Below are 14,473 nucleotides of genomic sequence, written 5' to 3'. Positions count from 1 at the left end.
GGCGCCTGCCGGTGCTCAGGCCTTGAAGGTGATCCAGGGCCTGAGCTTCACGGCGGCGTGGATCAGGCCGGCCGCCTCCTGCGACTCGATGACCGGGCCGATGGGCTTGTAGGCCTTCGGGGCCTCCTCGATGCGGCGCTCCTCGCGCAGCGTCACGCATTGCCAGCCCTGTTCGGCCGCACGGCCTGCATGTGCCTCGGGGCGCAGTGCGCGCACGGCCTGGCGGCGCATGCGCCGCCCCGCGCCATGGCTGCAGGACCAGAGCCAGTCGGCCGCGCCCAGGCCCGTGACCAGGTAGGAGGCATCGCCCATGGACCCCGGGATCAGCGCGAAGTCGCCCTCGTTGGCCGGCGTGGCGCCCTTGCGGTGGATGTTCATGCCGCCTTGCTGCAGAACCACGTTGTGCGGCACATCGACCACCAGGCGCGAATCCGCTGCGCCCACGATCTGCGCCAGGTCCTTGCGCACCAGCTCGGCCAGCACCACGCGGTTGGCCCAGGCATAGCGCGCCGCCACGCCCATGGCCTGCAGGTACTCGCCGGCCAGCGGACCCGACAGGCCGTACAGGCCGCTGGCCGGGTGTTTCACGCCTTGCGGCCACTCGGCCCGGGCGCGGTCCATCCAGGCCTGGCCCACGTAAAAGCCCAGGTCGCGCGAGCCGCTGTGGATCATCACCACCACGTCGCCCGCGCGCAGTCCGGCCCGGTAGGCCGCGTGGCGGTCCAGCACCTCGTCGACCACCTGCAGTTCCACGAAATGGTTGCCCGATCCCACCGTGCCCAGGCACGGGTCGCGGAACACGGCATGGCGCTCCTGCAGATAGGCATGGGGCGCGTGGCGGGCGCTGCCAGCGAAGCTGTTCAGGCCGATGCAGGCGGCCAGCTCGCGGTGCAGGCGGTCCCTGTCGACATGGCCCCACAGGCCCTGGCCGCTCAGCCGGTCCACAAAGGCGGCCGGCCCGTGGTCGAACAGCGCGCGGAAGGCGGCCGTGGTCACGGGCACGTCGCGCCCGCTGCCCAGCAGGCTGGCGGTCAGCAAGTCCACCAGCCGGCCCTTGTGCGGCGCCAGCTGGTCCAGCCGGGCGCCCGTGGTCAGCAGGCGCACGCTGCAGTTGATGTCCGTGCCGATGGCGGCCGGAATGACGAAGTCCGATGGCGTGGCCACCACGCTGCCCACGGGCGCCACCGTGCCCGGATGGAAGTCGGGCGTGGCGCAGGCACGGCAGACGGCGCCGTGGCTGCCCTGGCCGTCATGCCGGCGCACGGCCGCAAAGGCCAGCAATTGGCGCACGGCCTTGTCCTCCAGGGGAAGGCTGTCGGGAAGAAGAATGTGGGCCTCGGCCTGGCCATCGCGCACGTGGTAGATGCCGTCGCGATAGTCGAGGGAGATGCCCGTGCGTGCAAAGGCACGCTGGAGTCGTTGAGGAGTGCTCATGGCTGCAGATCCGCGAGGCCTGGTTGGCGCTCGCCGCGTCCGATGGGTGTACGGACGATGAAAGACACCCGGGCGGCAAAGGCCCGGAAAACGTCTTTCCTGCAGCAGCTCGTTCAAGAAAGAAGGCGCGCAGTATAGCGGGATCCGCGCTGGACGGCAGGCGCTACGCGTTGCGCCGCTCGTACTGGGCGATGGCGTTGAGCAGCAGAGGAGAGAACTTCTTCGCGTAGTCGGCGCCACTCCACTGGCTTGACGATCCGCTCAGGTGCAGGGCGCCCAGCGGCACGCCGTCGGCATCGACCACGGCGGCGGCCAGCGCGACCTCGCCCATGATGAATTCATCGACCACCATGGCGTAGCCGCGCTCGCGCACCTTCTTCAGCTCCGCCTGGACGGCCTTGGCGGTGGTCAGCGTCCGGGGCGTGCTGGCCAGCAGGCGGCCGGGGGCCAGCAGGTGCTCCACCTGCGCCTCGTCCAGCCGTGCCATCACGGCGCGCCCGCCTGCCGTGCATTGCAGGGGCACGCGCCGGCCCACGAGCGAGGCGTGGTAGTGCTCGGTGCTGGTCTGGTGGCGCAGCACGTGCACCAGCCAGTCGCCGTCGCGCAGCGACAGGCTGATCTTCTGCTCCGTGTCCTTGGACAGCTGCAGCAGCAGGGGGTTGAGCGCCTCGGCCAGCGCATGGGTGCGCAGGAAATGGAAGGTCAGGTCCAGCACGCCCGGGCCCAGCCGGTAGCGGCGGGTCTGGCTGTTTTGCTGCAGGTAGCCCTCGGCGCTGAGGGTGTAGGCGTAGCGCTGGGCGGCGCTCTTGTCCAGGCCGCTGCGCTCCATGATTTCCGTGAGGCTCAGGTCGCCCGCCGCGCCCTTGAAGCAGTCCAGCACGCGGAACGCCTTGCCCACGGAGCCCACATACAACGCGTTTTCGATCATCGTTTTACCTGATTGTGAATCTGAAGTATTAAATAACAATACCAAGTATTGAAAAATACGGAGGCAGCGGATGCCACAGCAAGCCATTGTCAGTGCGGACCGGGCGGTCGGCGCGTCGGAGTGGATCAAGGGCCAGCGGGAGAACATGCTTTCGCTGCTGGCCGACATCGTCAACATCGACTCGGGCAGCTTCGACAAGCCCGGCGTGGCGCGCGTGTTCCGGCGCCTGGAGGCCTTCTTCCTGAGCCAGGGGCTGCAGGTCAGCCCGCATTTCGTCGATGGCGTGGAGGCCGCGATCTCGGTCACCGTGAACGCGGGCAGCACCGTGGGCAGGCCCGTGCTGCTGATGGGGCACTGCGACACGGTCTTCCCTGAAGGCGAGGCCGCGCGCAGGCCGTTTCGCATCGAAGGCGGCAGGGCCTACGGCCCGGGCGTGGCCGACATGAAGTCGGGCATCGTCATGAACGCCTTCCTGCTGGCTGCGCTGGCCCACAGCGCGGAGCCTGCGCCCGAGGTCACGGGCCTGTTCACCTGCGACGAGGAAATCGGCTCGCCCCTGAGCAAGTCCGTCATCGAGCCCTTTGCGCGCAAGGCGGGCTTTGTCTTCAATGCGGAGCCGGGCCGGCCTTCGGGCAACGTGGTCACGGGCCGCAAGGGCGGCGTGTTCTTCGGCGTGGAGATCGAGGGCAAGGCGGCGCACTCGGGCGCCAACTTCGCCGAGGGCATCAGCGCCATCTCGGAGCTGGCGCACAAGGTGGTGGCGCTGGACGCGCTCACCGACCTGGACAAGGGCGTCACCGTCAACGTGGGCCTGGTGTCGGGCGGGCTGTCGGTGAACACGTCGGCGCCGTCGGCCAAGGCGGCCATCGACCTGCGCATTTTCGACCTGGACCAGCGCGAGTCCCTGGTGGGCCGCATACGCTGCATCTGCGACAAGTCCTTCATCCAGGGCACGCGCTCCACGCTGAACATCACCGGCGAGTTCCGCCCCTTCGTTCCCACGCCGCAGTCGCAGCAACTGTTCGAGCTGTACCAGACCGAGCTGGGCGCGCTGGGCCACAAGGCCGAGGGCGAGTTCAGCGGCGGCTGCGCGGACTCGGGCGTGACCTCCAGCCTGGGCGCCATCACGCTGTGCGGCACCGGCCCCGTGGGCGGCAAGTTCCACACCACCGACGAGTACTGCGAAGTGGACACCATCGTCCCGCGCGGCCTGGCGGTGCTCCACACCATTGCGCGCCTGCCCCACGCCCGGTGGTAGGGCGCGCCTGATTCCCGCCTTCCCCCTCAAGCCATTGCCTGGTGCACTTTCATGAATCCACTTGCCTTGCCCACACGCCGCTCGCTCCTGAAAATCGCCGCCGGCCTGCCGCTGGCGCCCCTGCTGCTGCAGCCTGCCGCGGCCTCGGCGCCCGGCCCGGTCAGCCTGATGGTGCCCTACCCGGCAGGCGGGCCCAGTGACGTCAGCGCCCGCATCCTGAGCAAGCCCATAGGCGAGGGACTGGCGGCCAAGGTGATCGTGGAGAACCTGGGCGGCGCCACGGGGACGATTGCCGCATCCAAAGTGCTGGGCGCCAGGGCCGACGGCAGCATGTTCTTCCAGGGCACGCAGAACGAACTCATCCTGCCGCCGCTCACCAACAAGGCCGTGCGCTACCAGCCCGATGCGTTCGAGAACCTGCAGTACATCACCGTCACCCACCTGGTGCTGCTGGTGCGCTCGGGCCTGCCGGCCCGGGACATGCAAGAGTTCCTGGCGCTGGCACGCTCGCGCAACGAAAGCAATTCGCTCACCTACGGCTCGGTGGGCGTGGGCTCGCTCTACCACCTGATCACCGAGTACATGGGCAAGGTGGTGAAGGTGCCGTTCACCCACGCGCCCTATGCGGGCACGGCACCCGTGATCCAGGACCTGGCCGGCGGCCAGATCGATTTCAGCATCATGCCGTTCCAGGCGTCCATGCTGGAGATGATCCGCACCGGCCGCTTCCGGGCGCTGGCCGTGCTGTCGCGCAACCGGCCTGCGGTGCTGTCGGCCGTGCCCAGCATCACCGAAGTGCCGGCGCTGCGCGATTTCGAGTACGCCAGCCTGGCGGGCTACTTCGTCAAACGGGGCACGCCGCAGGACGTCAAGCAGCGCCTGAACCAGGCCATCGGCCAGGCCCTGCTGGACCCGCAGGTCATCGCCAAACTGGAGGCCGACGGCCGTGATGTCGCCAAGCCCATGGGCCTGGACGATGCGGCGGCGGCCTATGCGCGCGAGATCGCCAAGTACCGCGAGATGATCCGCGTCACGGGCTACGTGCAGGCGGATTGAGAGCGAAGGCCGCAACCTACGCGAGTGCGCCCTCCAGCAGCTCGGCCATGCGCGGCAGGTCGGGATCGGCGCTGGTCACCAGCAAGATGGCGCGCTCATAGGCCGCGCCTGCAATGGGCAGCATGCGGCAGTCGCCCATGAAGCGCTCCAGGCCCGTCCAGTGCGGCACCAGGCCCACGCCCATGCCGTCGGCGGCCAGCATGGCAATGGCCTCCAGGGCGTCCAGGTCGCACAGCACCGCAGGCTCCAGCCCCTGGTCGGCCAGCCAGTCGGCCGCATGGCGGCCACCCCAGGCATCGGGGTCGTAGCGTATGTAGGGCAGGCTGCGCAGCAGCGCGGCAGGCCGGCCGCGTGCCTGGGGCGGGGCCAGCAGCACCAGCGGCTCGCGGCGCAGCTGCACGCTGCGCAGCGCCTTGGGCAGTTCAAAAGGGGGCGCCACGATGACGGCGGCATCGAGCTCGCCGGATTGCAGCATCTGGAACAGCGCGCGCGAGGTGCCCGGCACGATGACGGGCCGGCACTGTGGCGCCGCCTGCGTGAGCTTGCGCAGCGCAGCCGGCAGCATGCCCGTGAGCGCAGTCGAGATGGCGCCGATGCGCAGCGTGCCGGCCAGGCCATCGGCGCTGGCATCGCTGCCCAGCAGCGCGGCCTCGCGCACCAGGCGCCGCGCGCGCGGCAGCAGGGCCACGCAGGCCTGGGTGGGCCGGGCCGCATGGCCGCTGCGCGAAAGCAGGGCAAAGCCCAGCTCGCGCTCCAGCGCCTGCACGCGCTGGCCCACGGCGGCGGCGGTCAGGTGCTCGGCGCGCGCCGCATCGGCGATGGAGCCGCTGTCCACCACGGCGATCAGGCTCTTGAGATAGCGGGTCTCCAAAAGATTTCCTTGGGGATTGCAAAGAAATCAACGCTATCACTTTTGAAAAGCCTCTGCTAGGCTCGCGCCACCCACGGCAGGCCACGGCCTGCGAGCCTGCCTGCACCACAAGCACAACCAAAGGATCAGCCATGCGCACCAGCTTCCACCTTGCCTACCATGTCCGCGATCTGGACGAAGCGCGCGCCTTCTACGGCACGCTGCTCGGCTGCCAGGAAGGCCGCAGCACCGAGACCTGGGTGGACTTCGACTTCTTCGGCCACCAGATCTCGCTGCACCTGGGCGAGCCCTTCCCGGTCACGAACACCGGCCGCGTGGGTGACCACATGGTGCCCATGCCCCACCTGGGCCTGGTGATGGCCATGGACGACTGGAAGGCCCTGGCCGCGCGGCTGTCGGGCGGCGTGGTGGATTTCGTGCTGCAGCCCGGCATCCGCTTCGAGGGCGAGCCCGGCGAGCAGGCCACCATGTTCTTCCGCGACCCCAGCGGCAATCCCATCGAGGTCAAGGGCTTCGCCGATCTGGACAAGGTCTTCGCCAAATGAGCGGTTCGCTCCCCCCGCTTCCTTTTGTCTGCGCACCCGGCTACCCGGCAGCCCAGGCCTGGCTGCAGGCCCTGCAGGCCGCCCTGCCAGAGGAGCGCGTGGTGGCGCTCGACGCGCTGGATGCCGACCAGCGCGCGGCCTGCGAGGTCGCCATCGTCGCCAACCCCCAGCCTGCCGACCTGCGCACGCTGCCGCGCCTGCAATGGGTGCACAGCGTCTGGGCCGGCGTGGAGCGCCTGGTGGCCGACCTGGGCGATACCGACCTGCGCATCGTCCGCCTGGTGGACCCGCAACTGGCCGACACCATGGCCGAGGCCGTGCTGGCCTGGACCCTGTACCTGCACCGCGACATGCCGCGCTATGCCCGCCAGCAGGCCGCGCGCCAATGGCTGGCACATGACGGCGTGCGCGCGCAGGACAGGACGGTATCGCTGCTGGGCCTGGGCGCACTGGGCGAAGCCAGCGCGCGGCGGCTGCTGGCGGCAGGCTTCAAGGTGCGCGGCTGGAGCCGCACGCCCAGGCAGATGGAAGGCGTGCAATGCCATGCGGGTGATGCCGAGCTGCCCGCCATGCTGGCGCAGACCGACATCCTCGTATGCCTGCTGCCGCTCACGCCGCAGACGCGCGGCATCGTCGGCGCGCAGGCGCTGGCCGCGCTGCCCGCCCATGCCTCGCTGATCAACTTTGCGCGCGGCCCCATCGTGGACGATGCCGCGCTGCGCGCCGCCCTGGACAGCGGCCGCCTGGCCCATGCCGTGCTGGACGTGTTCGAGCAGGAGCCCCTGCCAGAATCGTCCTGGCAGTGGGCGCACCCCGCCGTGACCGTGCTGCCACACATCTCGGCACCCACGGACCGCGCGACGGCATCGGCCATCGTGGCGGGCAACATCCGGCGCTGGCGCGCCAGCGGCGAGCTGCCGCAGGCGGTGGACGCGGCGCGGGGCTACTGAGGGCGGCTACGGTACGGCTATGGCACGGTCATGGACTGGCTTCTGAGCCAGTCCATGACGGCGCGCACATGGGGGCCCGGCTCCCGTTGCTCGCCCACGGCCAGATGGTAGGTATGGCCGGTGATCGAGGGGCCGAAGGGCTGCAGCAGGTGGCCGGCCGCAATGTCCTCGGCCACCAGGGCCAGGCTCACCAGGGCAATGCCATGACCGGCAATGGCCGCCTGGATGGCATGGCCCTCATCGGAAAAGCGCAGTTGCCCCGCCGGTGAATTCCAGGCCAGGCCTGCCTCGTCAAACCAGCGCTCCCAGGTGGGATTGCTGGCGTGCGCCGTCTTCCAGTCAAAGCGGATCAGCGGCAGGCGGGCCAGGTCGGCCGGACCCAGCACGCCCAGCCGGGGATTGGCCACGGGCGCAAAGCGGTCGCTGAACAGGGGCTCGGCCACCAGGCCAGGATAGGGGCCGCGCCCGTAGCGCACGGCGATATCGACGGCATGGGAGCGCAGGTCCACCACATCGTCCGAGGCCTGCAGTTGCAGGTCCACCTCCGGGTGCATCGCGCGGAAGCTGGCCATGCGCGGCACCAGCCATTTCACGGTGAACGCATTGGTGGCCGAGATGCTGACCTGGGCGCGCAGGCGCTTTTGCAGCAGGCGCTCCAGCGTGGCGGCAAAGGCGTCGAAACCGTCGCGCAGCACCGGATAGAGCTGGGCGCCTGCCTCGGTCAGCACCACCTTGCGTACCTGGCGATCGAACAGCGCCAGGCCCAGCTGTTCCTCCAGCGCGCGGATCTGGTGGCTGATGGCCGTGGGTGTCACGGCCAGGTCGTCGGCGGCCTGCTTGAAGCTGCCCAGGCGGGCGGCGGCCTCGAAGGCGCGCAGTGCGGAAAGCGGCAGCTGGTTGCGTTGCATGAGGGCTGGAGGACGCAAGGGGCGGGTGATGAATGGGGTGAGGAATGGGGTGAGGAAAACTCATCTTATGCCTGACAAATGAACCTTTGTCGCAATCATCCGGCTTCCCTATCGTCCACCCATGCCCCAAGCGCGATCCTGCCGGGGATGGATGAAGGAAATGAAACCATGCTGCACCGTGTCACCACGCAACCCGACCCCTACGAGCCATTTTTGCTGTCGCAAGGCATTCGCTTTGGCGAGCTGCTGTTCATCTCCGGCCAGGCCGGCGCCGGAGACGATGGCCGCATCGTGCCGGGCGGCTTCCTGGCCCAGGGCCGGCAGGCGTTTGCCAATCTGCGCCGCGCGCTGGAGGCGGGCGGCTCCAGCCTGAAGGACGTGATCAAGGTCACCATCTTCGTCACCGACATGGGCCACTTCGACGAGGTGGTTGCCCTGCGCCGCGAGTTCTTCGGCGCCCCCTATCCGGCCGACACGATTGCCCAGATCCAGGCGCTGTACGACCCGGCGGCCATGATCGAGATCGAGGCCATTGCAGCCGTGCGTGATGGCCAGGCCCGCTGACATGGTTGCGGCCGTTCTGTTCCGATGGCCTGGCCACGGCGTGCATGGCCGACGACTGGAGCCGATGGGGCCGATATCTGATCCCTTCAACCGCCGAGCAGTCCCGAGGTGCTCAGCGGCCCCGGCGACAGCTGCTGCCCCCAGGCCTGAGTCAAGGCCTCGATGGCATCGCTCACCACGCGGCAGGCCTGGGTGAGCTTGCCGTGCCGGGGCAGGGCCAGCGTCACATGGCGCACCAGGCCGGGGTTGACCAGGCGGCTGGCCTGCAGCCGGCCCTGGCGCAGCTCGGCATCGATGGAATACGGGCCGATCACCGAGTAGAGGCCGGGCGCGTGGGCCACGAGTTCCTTTTGCACGGTCAGCGAGTCGGCCTCGGCCGCCGCCGCGAGCCGAAAGCCGTGGCTGTGCGCGGCCTCATCGAGCGCGTCGCGCCAATGGCTGGGGCGTCGCGGCAGCACCAGCTGCAGGCCGTCGAGCGCGGCGAACTCCGTGGTGGGCGCCAGGGTCAAGGGATCGCCAGGGCGCGACACCAGATAGCTGTGCGCGGTGCTCAGCAGCCGCTCGTCGCCGCCGGCCGGGCGCGCGAAGCGAAAGAGGATGGCCAGGTCCACGGCGCCGCTGTCCAGCAGCGCATCGAGCTCCGTGCCCTGGGCCTCGGTGATGTTCAGGCGTATGCCCGGGTGCTCGCGCTGCAGCCAGTCGAACACATGCGTCATCAGCGGGTGCGCGGCCGAGGGCACGATGCCCAGCCGCACCTCGCCCCATAGCTGGCCTGCGTCCGCACGCAGTGTTTCCTGCAATTGCTCGGTTTCCTGCAGCCAGCTGCGCAGCCGCAGCGCGGCCCGCGCGCCCAGCGGCGTCAGCGTGACGCCCCGGCCCGTGCGCCGCAGCAAGGGGCCGCCCAGAGACGCTTCGAACTCGCTGATCTGCCGGCTGATGTGCGACTGCACGGTGTGCCGCCGTGCCGCGACCTTGCTGATGCTGCCGGCTTCGGAGACCTCGAGGAAGAGCTTGACGCTGGGCAGGTGCATGGTGGTTACCCGGTTGAGGTATGCCTGATGAGGCAATTCTGAAAGCCTGAAATTCTATCTATCCAGATATCAACGGGATTTCTACAGTTCAGTCATGCCTTGCCAGTGGCCTTGCCGTGGCAGGTTTTCCAGCCACCGAACCTAAGGAAAATCCGTTGAAACTCGCCAGCTTCATCCATGCCGGACAGCCCCGCTACGGGCAGGTTCTGGCCGAGCGCTTCCTGCTGCCGCCCGCCGGCTTTCTCGCCCGCCATCCCGACCTGCTGTCCGTGCTGCGCGCACAGGCGCTGGGCGAGCTGGAGCAGGCCCTGCAGGCCGGCGCCGTGTCCGTCGATGCGGCGCAGACCCAGGCGCTGCCCGTCATCCCCAACCCCGGCAAGCTCATCTGCGTGGGCCTGAACTACAAGACCCATGTGGCCGAGACGCGGCGCGCCGACAGCGAGCACCCGTCGCTGTTCCTGCGCTTCAACGACAGCCTGGCCGCCGATGGAGACGAGCTGCTGCGCCCGGCCTTCTCGGAGCGTTTCGACTGGGAGGGCGAGCTGGCCTTCGTCATCGGCCGGGGCGGGCGCCACATTGCAAAGGAAGATGCCTTCGACCACATCGCCGGCTATGCCTGCTTCAACGATGTGAGCGTGCGCGACTGGCAGCGCCATACGCACCAGTTCACGCCCGGCAAGAACTTTCCCGGCACGGCGCCCTTCGGCCCCTGGCTGGTCACGCGCGACGAGGTGGCCGACGTGCGCAGCCTGGCGCTGCAGACGCGCCTGAACGGCAGCGTGGTGCAGCAGGCCAGCCTGGGCGACCTGATCTTCGACATCCCCACCATCGTGGCCTATGTGTCGCGCTTCACGCCGCTGTCGCCAGGCGACGTGATCGCCACGGGCACGCCGGGCGGCGTGGGCGACCGCCGCGAGCCGCCTCTGTACATGAAGCATGGCGATGTGGTCGAGGTCGAGATCACTGGGCTAGGCGTGCTGCGCAACCGCATCGGCACGGATACCGCTGCCGTCTGACTCCGGAGAATTTCATGGATAACCAACAAGCGATTTCGCAGCGGCCCCGGCTGCGCATTGCCGTCGATATCGGCGGCACCTTCACCGACATGGCGGCGTTCGACGAGGCCAGCGGCCGGCTGCTGTTCGGCAAGGCCCTGTCCACGCATGGTGAGCTGGTCAACGGCATCCAGGCCACGATAGACAGCGCGGGCATCGACTGGCGCGACGGCCATCTGTTCCTGCACGGCTCCACCATTGCCATCAACACGCTGCTGGAGCGCAATGGCGCCCACACCGCGCTGCTGATCACCGAGGGCTTTCGCGACATCTACGAGATCGGCCGCGTGAACCGGCCCGATGCCTACAACCTGTTCTTCAACAAGCACCAGCCGCTGGTGCGGCGCTCGCTGCGCCATGAGGTGTCCGAGCGCCTGCGCGCCGATGGCAGCCTGCACAAGCCGCTGGACGAGGCGGCCGTGCGCGAGCTGGCCCGCGAGCTGGCAGGGCAGGGCGTGGAGGCCGTGGCCGTGCTGCTGCTGCACTCCTACCGCAATCCGGCGCACGAGCAGCGCGTCAAGCAGATCCTGCAGGAAGAGATGCCGGGCGCCTTCGTCTGCGCCTCGCACGAGCTGTCGCAGGAGTACCGCGAGTTCGAGCGCGTGTCCACCGCCGTGGCCAATGCCTATGTGGGGCCGCGCGTGTCGCAGTACCTGGGCCAGCTGGAGAACCACCTGGGCGGCAAGGGCTTCGAGGGCGATTTCTACATCGTGCAGTCCACGGGCGGCCTGTTCCCGGTCGAGCATGCCAAGGTGGGCTGCGTTCGCATGCTCGAATCGGGTCCGGCGGCCGGCGTGATCGGCGCCCAGGCCATCTGTGCGCAATTGGGCATGGGCGATGCCATCGCCTTCGACATGGGCGGCACCACGGCCAAGGCCGGCGTGATCAGCGAAGGCCGGCCGCTGACCACGGGCTCGGCGCTGATCGGCGGCTACGAGCAGGCCCTGCCGATACAGATCCCGATGATGGACATCCACGAAGTGGGCACGGGCGGCGGCTCCATCGCCCGCGTGGAGACGGGCAACGCGCTGCGCGTGGGCCCGCAGAGCGCTGGCTCCATCCCCGGCCCCGTGGCCTATGGCCGTGGCGGGCTGGAGCCCACGGTGACCGACGCCAACCTGGTGCTGGGCCGGCTGGACGCGGAGCATTTCCTGGGCGGCGAGCTGCAGCTGGACATGGATGCCTGCCAGCGCCAGATGGCCGAGCGCGTGGCGACCCCGCTGGGCCTGGAGCCCACCGAGGCGGCCGACGGCATCCTGCGCATCGCCGTGACGCAGATGTCGCATGCCGTCAAGGCCGTGACCACCGAGCGCGGCCTGGACGCGGGCAGCTTCACCATGGTCGTCTACGGCGGCGCGGGTCCGCTGCACGCCTCGGCCATTGCGCGCGAGATCGGCATCCGCAAGGTGCTGATCCCCTATGCGCCCGGCTATTTCTCGGCCTACGGAATGCTGTTCTCCGACCTGCGCTACGACTACGTGCGCTCGGTGTTCCGCAAGCTGGGCGAGGTCTCCTTCGAGGAGATCGAGGCCGCCTACCAGAGCATGGAGGACGAGGGCCGCGCCGCGCTGGCGCAGTCCGGCATCGCGCCGGACGGCATCGTGATCGAACGCGCCGCCGACATGCGCTACGTGGGCCAGGAGCATGCGGTGACCGTGGACCTGCCCATGGCCTTCTTCGAGGGACGGGACCGCTCGGCCATCAAGCGCCAGTTCGACGAGCTGCACAAGGTGCGCTACGGCACCTCGGCCCCGCAGGAGCCGGCCGACCTCGTGAGCCTGCGCGTCACCGTGCTGGGCACGATGAAGAAACCGCCCAGGCACAGCGTGGAACGCGGCAGCGCCGAGCCCAGCCGTGCCTCCGTGCGCACGGTCAAGCCCGTCTATTTCCGCTCCAGCGGCTGGGTGGACACGCCGGTGCATCTGCGCGAGCGCCTGCTGGCGGGCAACGAGATCGCGGGGCCCGCGCTGATCGAGGAACACGCATCCACCACCGTCGTGCAGCCCGGCGACCGGCTGCGCGTGGACGAACTGGGCAATCTGCAAATCGACATCGGGAGCGACCGCACATGAACCACCCCACTGACTCCAGGCCCGTCGATCCGGTCACGGTCGAGATCATCCGCAACGGCCTGTACGCCGTCACGGAGGAGATGAAGACCAACCTGACGCGCACGGCCTACAACCTCATCATCTACGAGGCGCTGGACTTCACGGTCGGCCTGTTCACGCGCGAGGGCGACACGGTGTCCATCGGCCTGGGCCTGCCCATGTTCATCCGCGGCATGTCGGAGACGGTCAAGGCCAAGATCCGCCACTTCGGCTACGAGAACATCCTGCCCGGCGACATCCTGGTCACCAACGATGCCTATACCACCGGCAGCCACCTGAACCACTTCACGTTCACCATGCCGGTGTTCCATGAGGGCCGGCTCGAAGGCTTCACCTGCTGCATGGCCCACTGGCTGGACGTGGGCGGCACGCTGGGCAACGTCACCACGGACATCTTCAGCGAGGGGATACAGATCCCCATCATGAAGTACCAGCGCCAGGGCGAGGTCAACCAGGACCTGATCGACATCATCGCGATGAACGTGCGCCTGGCCGAGCGGGCCCTGGGCGATCTGCGCGCGCAGATCACGGCCATCACCACGGGCGAGCGCCGCTATGTGGAACTGCTGCAGCGCTATGGCGTGGATGCGGTCAACGGCGCCATCGCGCAGATCATGGATTCCAGCGAGGCCGTGGCGCGCAAGAACACGCTGTCGATTCCCGATGGCGTGTACGAGGCCGAGTCCTTCATGGACGACGACGGGCTGGACATCGGCAAGCGCATTCCCATCCGCGTCAAGGTCACGGTGCAGGGCGACGAGATGACGGTGGACCTGTCGGATGTCTCCAAGCAGGTGCGCGGCTTCTACAACTCCGGCTTCACCACGGGCATCGCCTGCGCGCAGGTGGCCTACAAATGCCTCACCACGCCGACCGACTACCCGGTCAACGACGGGAGCTTCCGGCCGCTCAAGGTGATCATGCCCATGGGCACGGTGATCAGCGCCGAGAGGCCCTATCCCATGCGCGTGTGGATGACCTTCCCCATGACGGTGATCGACACCATCTTCAAGGCCCTGGCGCCGGCGATTCCCGACCGCTCCATCGCGGGCCACCATGCGGACCTGGTGTTTCCCAACATCCATGGCATCTCGCCCGAGGACGGGCGGCTGTTCATCGTCGGCATCGGCCCGCTGGGCGGCGGCTGGGGCGCCAAGAGCCGCGAGGACGGCGTGTCCGTCACCGTCTGCATCAATGACGGCGACACCCACAACAGCCCCACCGAGCAGCTCGAGGCCAAGTACCCGGTGCTGGTGGAGAAGTACGAGATCCGCCAGGACTCGGCCGGCGCGGGCCAGTACCGGGGTGGCCTGGGCGCGGAGATGGTGGTGCAGGCGCTGTCGCCCTTCACCGTCACCACGCGCATCGACCGCGTGCACTGCAAGCCCTGGGGCCTGGAGGGCGGCGGCGACGCCATGGGCAACGGCCTGGCCGTGCGCCACAAGGGCGAATGGAAGACCGACCATGCCAACGCCAAGATCTTCAACGTGCGCCTGGAGCGCGGCGATGCCTACCGCATGCTGTCGGGCGGCGGCGGGGGCTTTGGCGACCCGCTGGCGCGCGAACTGGACAAGGTGGCCGAGGACGTGCGCGAAGGCTATGTGAGCGCCCAGGTGGCCCGCGAGGTCTACCGCGTGGCGCTGGATGGCCAGGGACAGGTGGATCACGAGGGCACGCAGGCGCTGCGCAGTGCGCCCAGAGTGCCCGGTGCATCCGGTGCAGCGGCTGCCGCCGTGGCCTGGGACGGGCAGTGAGCACGGCC

Annotated in this window: 13 protein-coding genes; 8 read left to right on the top strand and 5 right to left on the bottom strand. The window is 68.9% G+C overall.

Features of this window, described 5'->3' with window-relative positions; all coding sequences use genetic code 11:
• Positions 1-15 precede the first annotated feature (15 nt).
• Positions 16-1,434, bottom strand: a complete 1,419-nt coding sequence (locus tag ACF8ML_RS04030; RefSeq protein ID WP_392406341.1) for an RtcB family protein — start codon at positions 1,432-1,434, stop codon at positions 16-18.
• A 163-nt stretch (positions 1,435-1,597) separates the two neighbouring features.
• Positions 1,598-2,362 carry an IclR family transcriptional regulator gene (locus ACF8ML_RS04025; protein ID WP_392406339.1) on the bottom strand — a complete coding sequence of 255 codons (765 nt, stop codon included), beginning with the start codon at positions 2,360-2,362 and terminating at the stop codon, positions 1,598-1,600.
• Between the two features lie 70 nt (positions 2,363-2,432).
• On the opposite strand from ACF8ML_RS04025, the gene ACF8ML_RS04020 reads away from it, so the two are divergent.
• Both ACF8ML_RS04020 and ACF8ML_RS04015 read left to right on the top strand, forming a co-directional pair.
• Entirely contained in the window at positions 2,433-3,620 is a 1,188-nt protein-coding gene (locus tag ACF8ML_RS04020) for a M20 family metallopeptidase (RefSeq protein ID WP_099753104.1), read from the top strand.
• Positions 3,621-3,671: 51 nt separating this feature from the next.
• Complete coding sequence (locus ACF8ML_RS04015) at positions 3,672-4,676, top strand: tripartite tricarboxylate transporter substrate binding protein (protein WP_046986376.1); 1,005 nt, start codon at positions 3,672-3,674, stop codon at positions 4,674-4,676.
• Between the two features lie 16 nt (positions 4,677-4,692).
• Here ACF8ML_RS04015 and ACF8ML_RS04010 read toward each other — a convergent pair whose 3' ends face one another.
• Positions 4,693-5,547 carry a LysR substrate-binding domain-containing protein gene (locus tag ACF8ML_RS04010; protein ID WP_392406337.1) on the bottom strand — a complete coding sequence of 285 codons (855 nt, stop codon included), beginning with the start codon at positions 5,545-5,547 and terminating at the stop codon, positions 4,693-4,695.
• A gap of 131 nt (positions 5,548-5,678) precedes the next feature.
• On the opposite strand from ACF8ML_RS04010, the gene ACF8ML_RS04005 reads away from it, so the two are divergent.
• Positions 5,679-6,092: a VOC family protein gene (locus tag ACF8ML_RS04005; protein ID WP_012207434.1), complete on the top strand. Its 414-nt coding sequence runs from the start codon at positions 5,679-5,681 to the stop codon at positions 6,090-6,092.
• Positions 6,089-7,042 carry a glyoxylate/hydroxypyruvate reductase A gene (locus ACF8ML_RS04000; RefSeq protein ID WP_279494310.1) on the top strand — a complete coding sequence of 318 codons (954 nt, stop codon included), beginning with the start codon at positions 6,089-6,091 and terminating at the stop codon, positions 7,040-7,042. Before ACF8ML_RS04005 ends, ACF8ML_RS04000 begins: the two co-directional genes overlap by 4 nt.
• Before the next feature lie 17 nt (positions 7,043-7,059).
• Here ACF8ML_RS04000 and ACF8ML_RS03995 read toward each other — a convergent pair whose 3' ends face one another.
• Positions 7,060-7,950 (bottom strand): LysR substrate-binding domain-containing protein, encoded by an 891-nt coding sequence (locus tag ACF8ML_RS03995; protein ID WP_392406335.1) that lies wholly within the window; start codon positions 7,948-7,950, stop codon positions 7,060-7,062.
• A gap of 168 nt (positions 7,951-8,118) precedes the next feature.
• Here ACF8ML_RS03995 and ACF8ML_RS03990 point away from each other — a divergent pair, with 168 nt between their 5' ends.
• Positions 8,119-8,514 carry a RidA family protein gene (locus ACF8ML_RS03990; RefSeq protein ID WP_016445482.1) on the top strand — a complete coding sequence of 132 codons (396 nt, stop codon included), beginning with the start codon at positions 8,119-8,121 and terminating at the stop codon, positions 8,512-8,514.
• Between the two features lie 86 nt (positions 8,515-8,600).
• Here the strand turns inward: ACF8ML_RS03990 and ACF8ML_RS03985 are convergent, their stop codons facing one another.
• On the bottom strand, positions 8,601-9,545 hold the full coding sequence (locus ACF8ML_RS03985) for a LysR family transcriptional regulator (RefSeq protein WP_392406333.1): 945 nt from the start codon (positions 9,543-9,545) through the stop codon (positions 8,601-8,603).
• A 155-nt stretch (positions 9,546-9,700) separates the two neighbouring features.
• Between ACF8ML_RS03985 and ACF8ML_RS03980 the strand changes: the two genes are divergently transcribed.
• Genes ACF8ML_RS03980 through ACF8ML_RS03970 form a run of 3 tightly spaced genes read left to right on the top strand, consistent with a single transcriptional unit; the run spans position 9,701 to position 14,465 of the window.
• Positions 9,701-10,561 (top strand): fumarylacetoacetate hydrolase family protein, encoded by an 861-nt coding sequence (locus tag ACF8ML_RS03980; RefSeq protein WP_333905482.1) that lies wholly within the window; start codon positions 9,701-9,703, stop codon positions 10,559-10,561.
• 14 nt (positions 10,562-10,575) lie between these two features.
• Entirely contained in the window at positions 10,576-12,672 is a 2,097-nt protein-coding gene (locus tag ACF8ML_RS03975; protein ID WP_016450909.1) for a hydantoinase/oxoprolinase family protein, read from the top strand.
• Positions 12,669-14,465, top strand: coding sequence for a hydantoinase B/oxoprolinase family protein (locus ACF8ML_RS03970; RefSeq protein WP_012207429.1), 1,797 nt, complete (start codon positions 12,669-12,671; stop codon positions 14,463-14,465). The genes ACF8ML_RS03975 and ACF8ML_RS03970 overlap by 4 nt, the downstream gene beginning before the upstream one ends.
• The last annotated feature ends 8 nt before the right edge of the window (positions 14,466-14,473 follow it).

Source organism: Delftia sp. WSY_10 (assembly GCF_043104705.1).
GTDB classification, from domain to species: domain Bacteria; phylum Pseudomonadota; class Gammaproteobacteria; order Burkholderiales; family Burkholderiaceae_C; genus Comamonas; species Comamonas tsuruhatensis.
The sequence above is the reverse complement of the archived record's forward strand: the minus strand, read 5'-3'. Positions and strand labels throughout refer to the sequence as shown.

What these genes read in the sequence shown, in the direction of transcription:
- ACF8ML_RS03975 (WP_016450909.1), top strand. Translation starts at nt 10,576, where the DNA reads ATGGATAACCAACAAGCGATTTCGCAGCGGCCCCGGCTGCGCATTGCC.
- ACF8ML_RS03990 (WP_016445482.1), top strand. Translation starts at nt 8,119, where the DNA reads ATGCTGCACCGTGTCACCACGCAACCCGACCCCTACGAGCCATTTTTG.
- ACF8ML_RS04000 (WP_279494310.1), top strand. Translation starts at nt 6,089, where the DNA reads ATGAGCGGTTCGCTCCCCCCGCTTCCTTTTGTCTGCGCACCCGGCTAC.
- ACF8ML_RS03995 (WP_392406335.1), bottom strand. Translation starts at nt 7,950, where the DNA reads ATGCAACGCAACCAGCTGCCGCTTTCCGCACTGCGCGCCTTCGAGGCC.
- ACF8ML_RS04005 (WP_012207434.1), top strand. Translation starts at nt 5,679, where the DNA reads ATGCGCACCAGCTTCCACCTTGCCTACCATGTCCGCGATCTGGACGAA.
- ACF8ML_RS03970 (WP_012207429.1), top strand. Translation starts at nt 12,669, where the DNA reads ATGAACCACCCCACTGACTCCAGGCCCGTCGATCCGGTCACGGTCGAG.
- ACF8ML_RS04020 (WP_099753104.1), top strand. Translation starts at nt 2,433, where the DNA reads ATGCCACAGCAAGCCATTGTCAGTGCGGACCGGGCGGTCGGCGCGTCG.
- ACF8ML_RS03985 (WP_392406333.1), bottom strand. Translation starts at nt 9,545, where the DNA reads ATGCACCTGCCCAGCGTCAAGCTCTTCCTCGAGGTCTCCGAAGCCGGC.
- ACF8ML_RS04015 (WP_046986376.1), top strand. Translation starts at nt 3,672, where the DNA reads ATGAATCCACTTGCCTTGCCCACACGCCGCTCGCTCCTGAAAATCGCC.
- ACF8ML_RS04025 (WP_392406339.1), bottom strand. Translation starts at nt 2,362, where the DNA reads ATGATCGAAAACGCGTTGTATGTGGGCTCCGTGGGCAAGGCGTTCCGC.
- ACF8ML_RS04030 (WP_392406341.1), bottom strand. Translation starts at nt 1,434, where the DNA reads ATGAGCACTCCTCAACGACTCCAGCGTGCCTTTGCACGCACGGGCATC.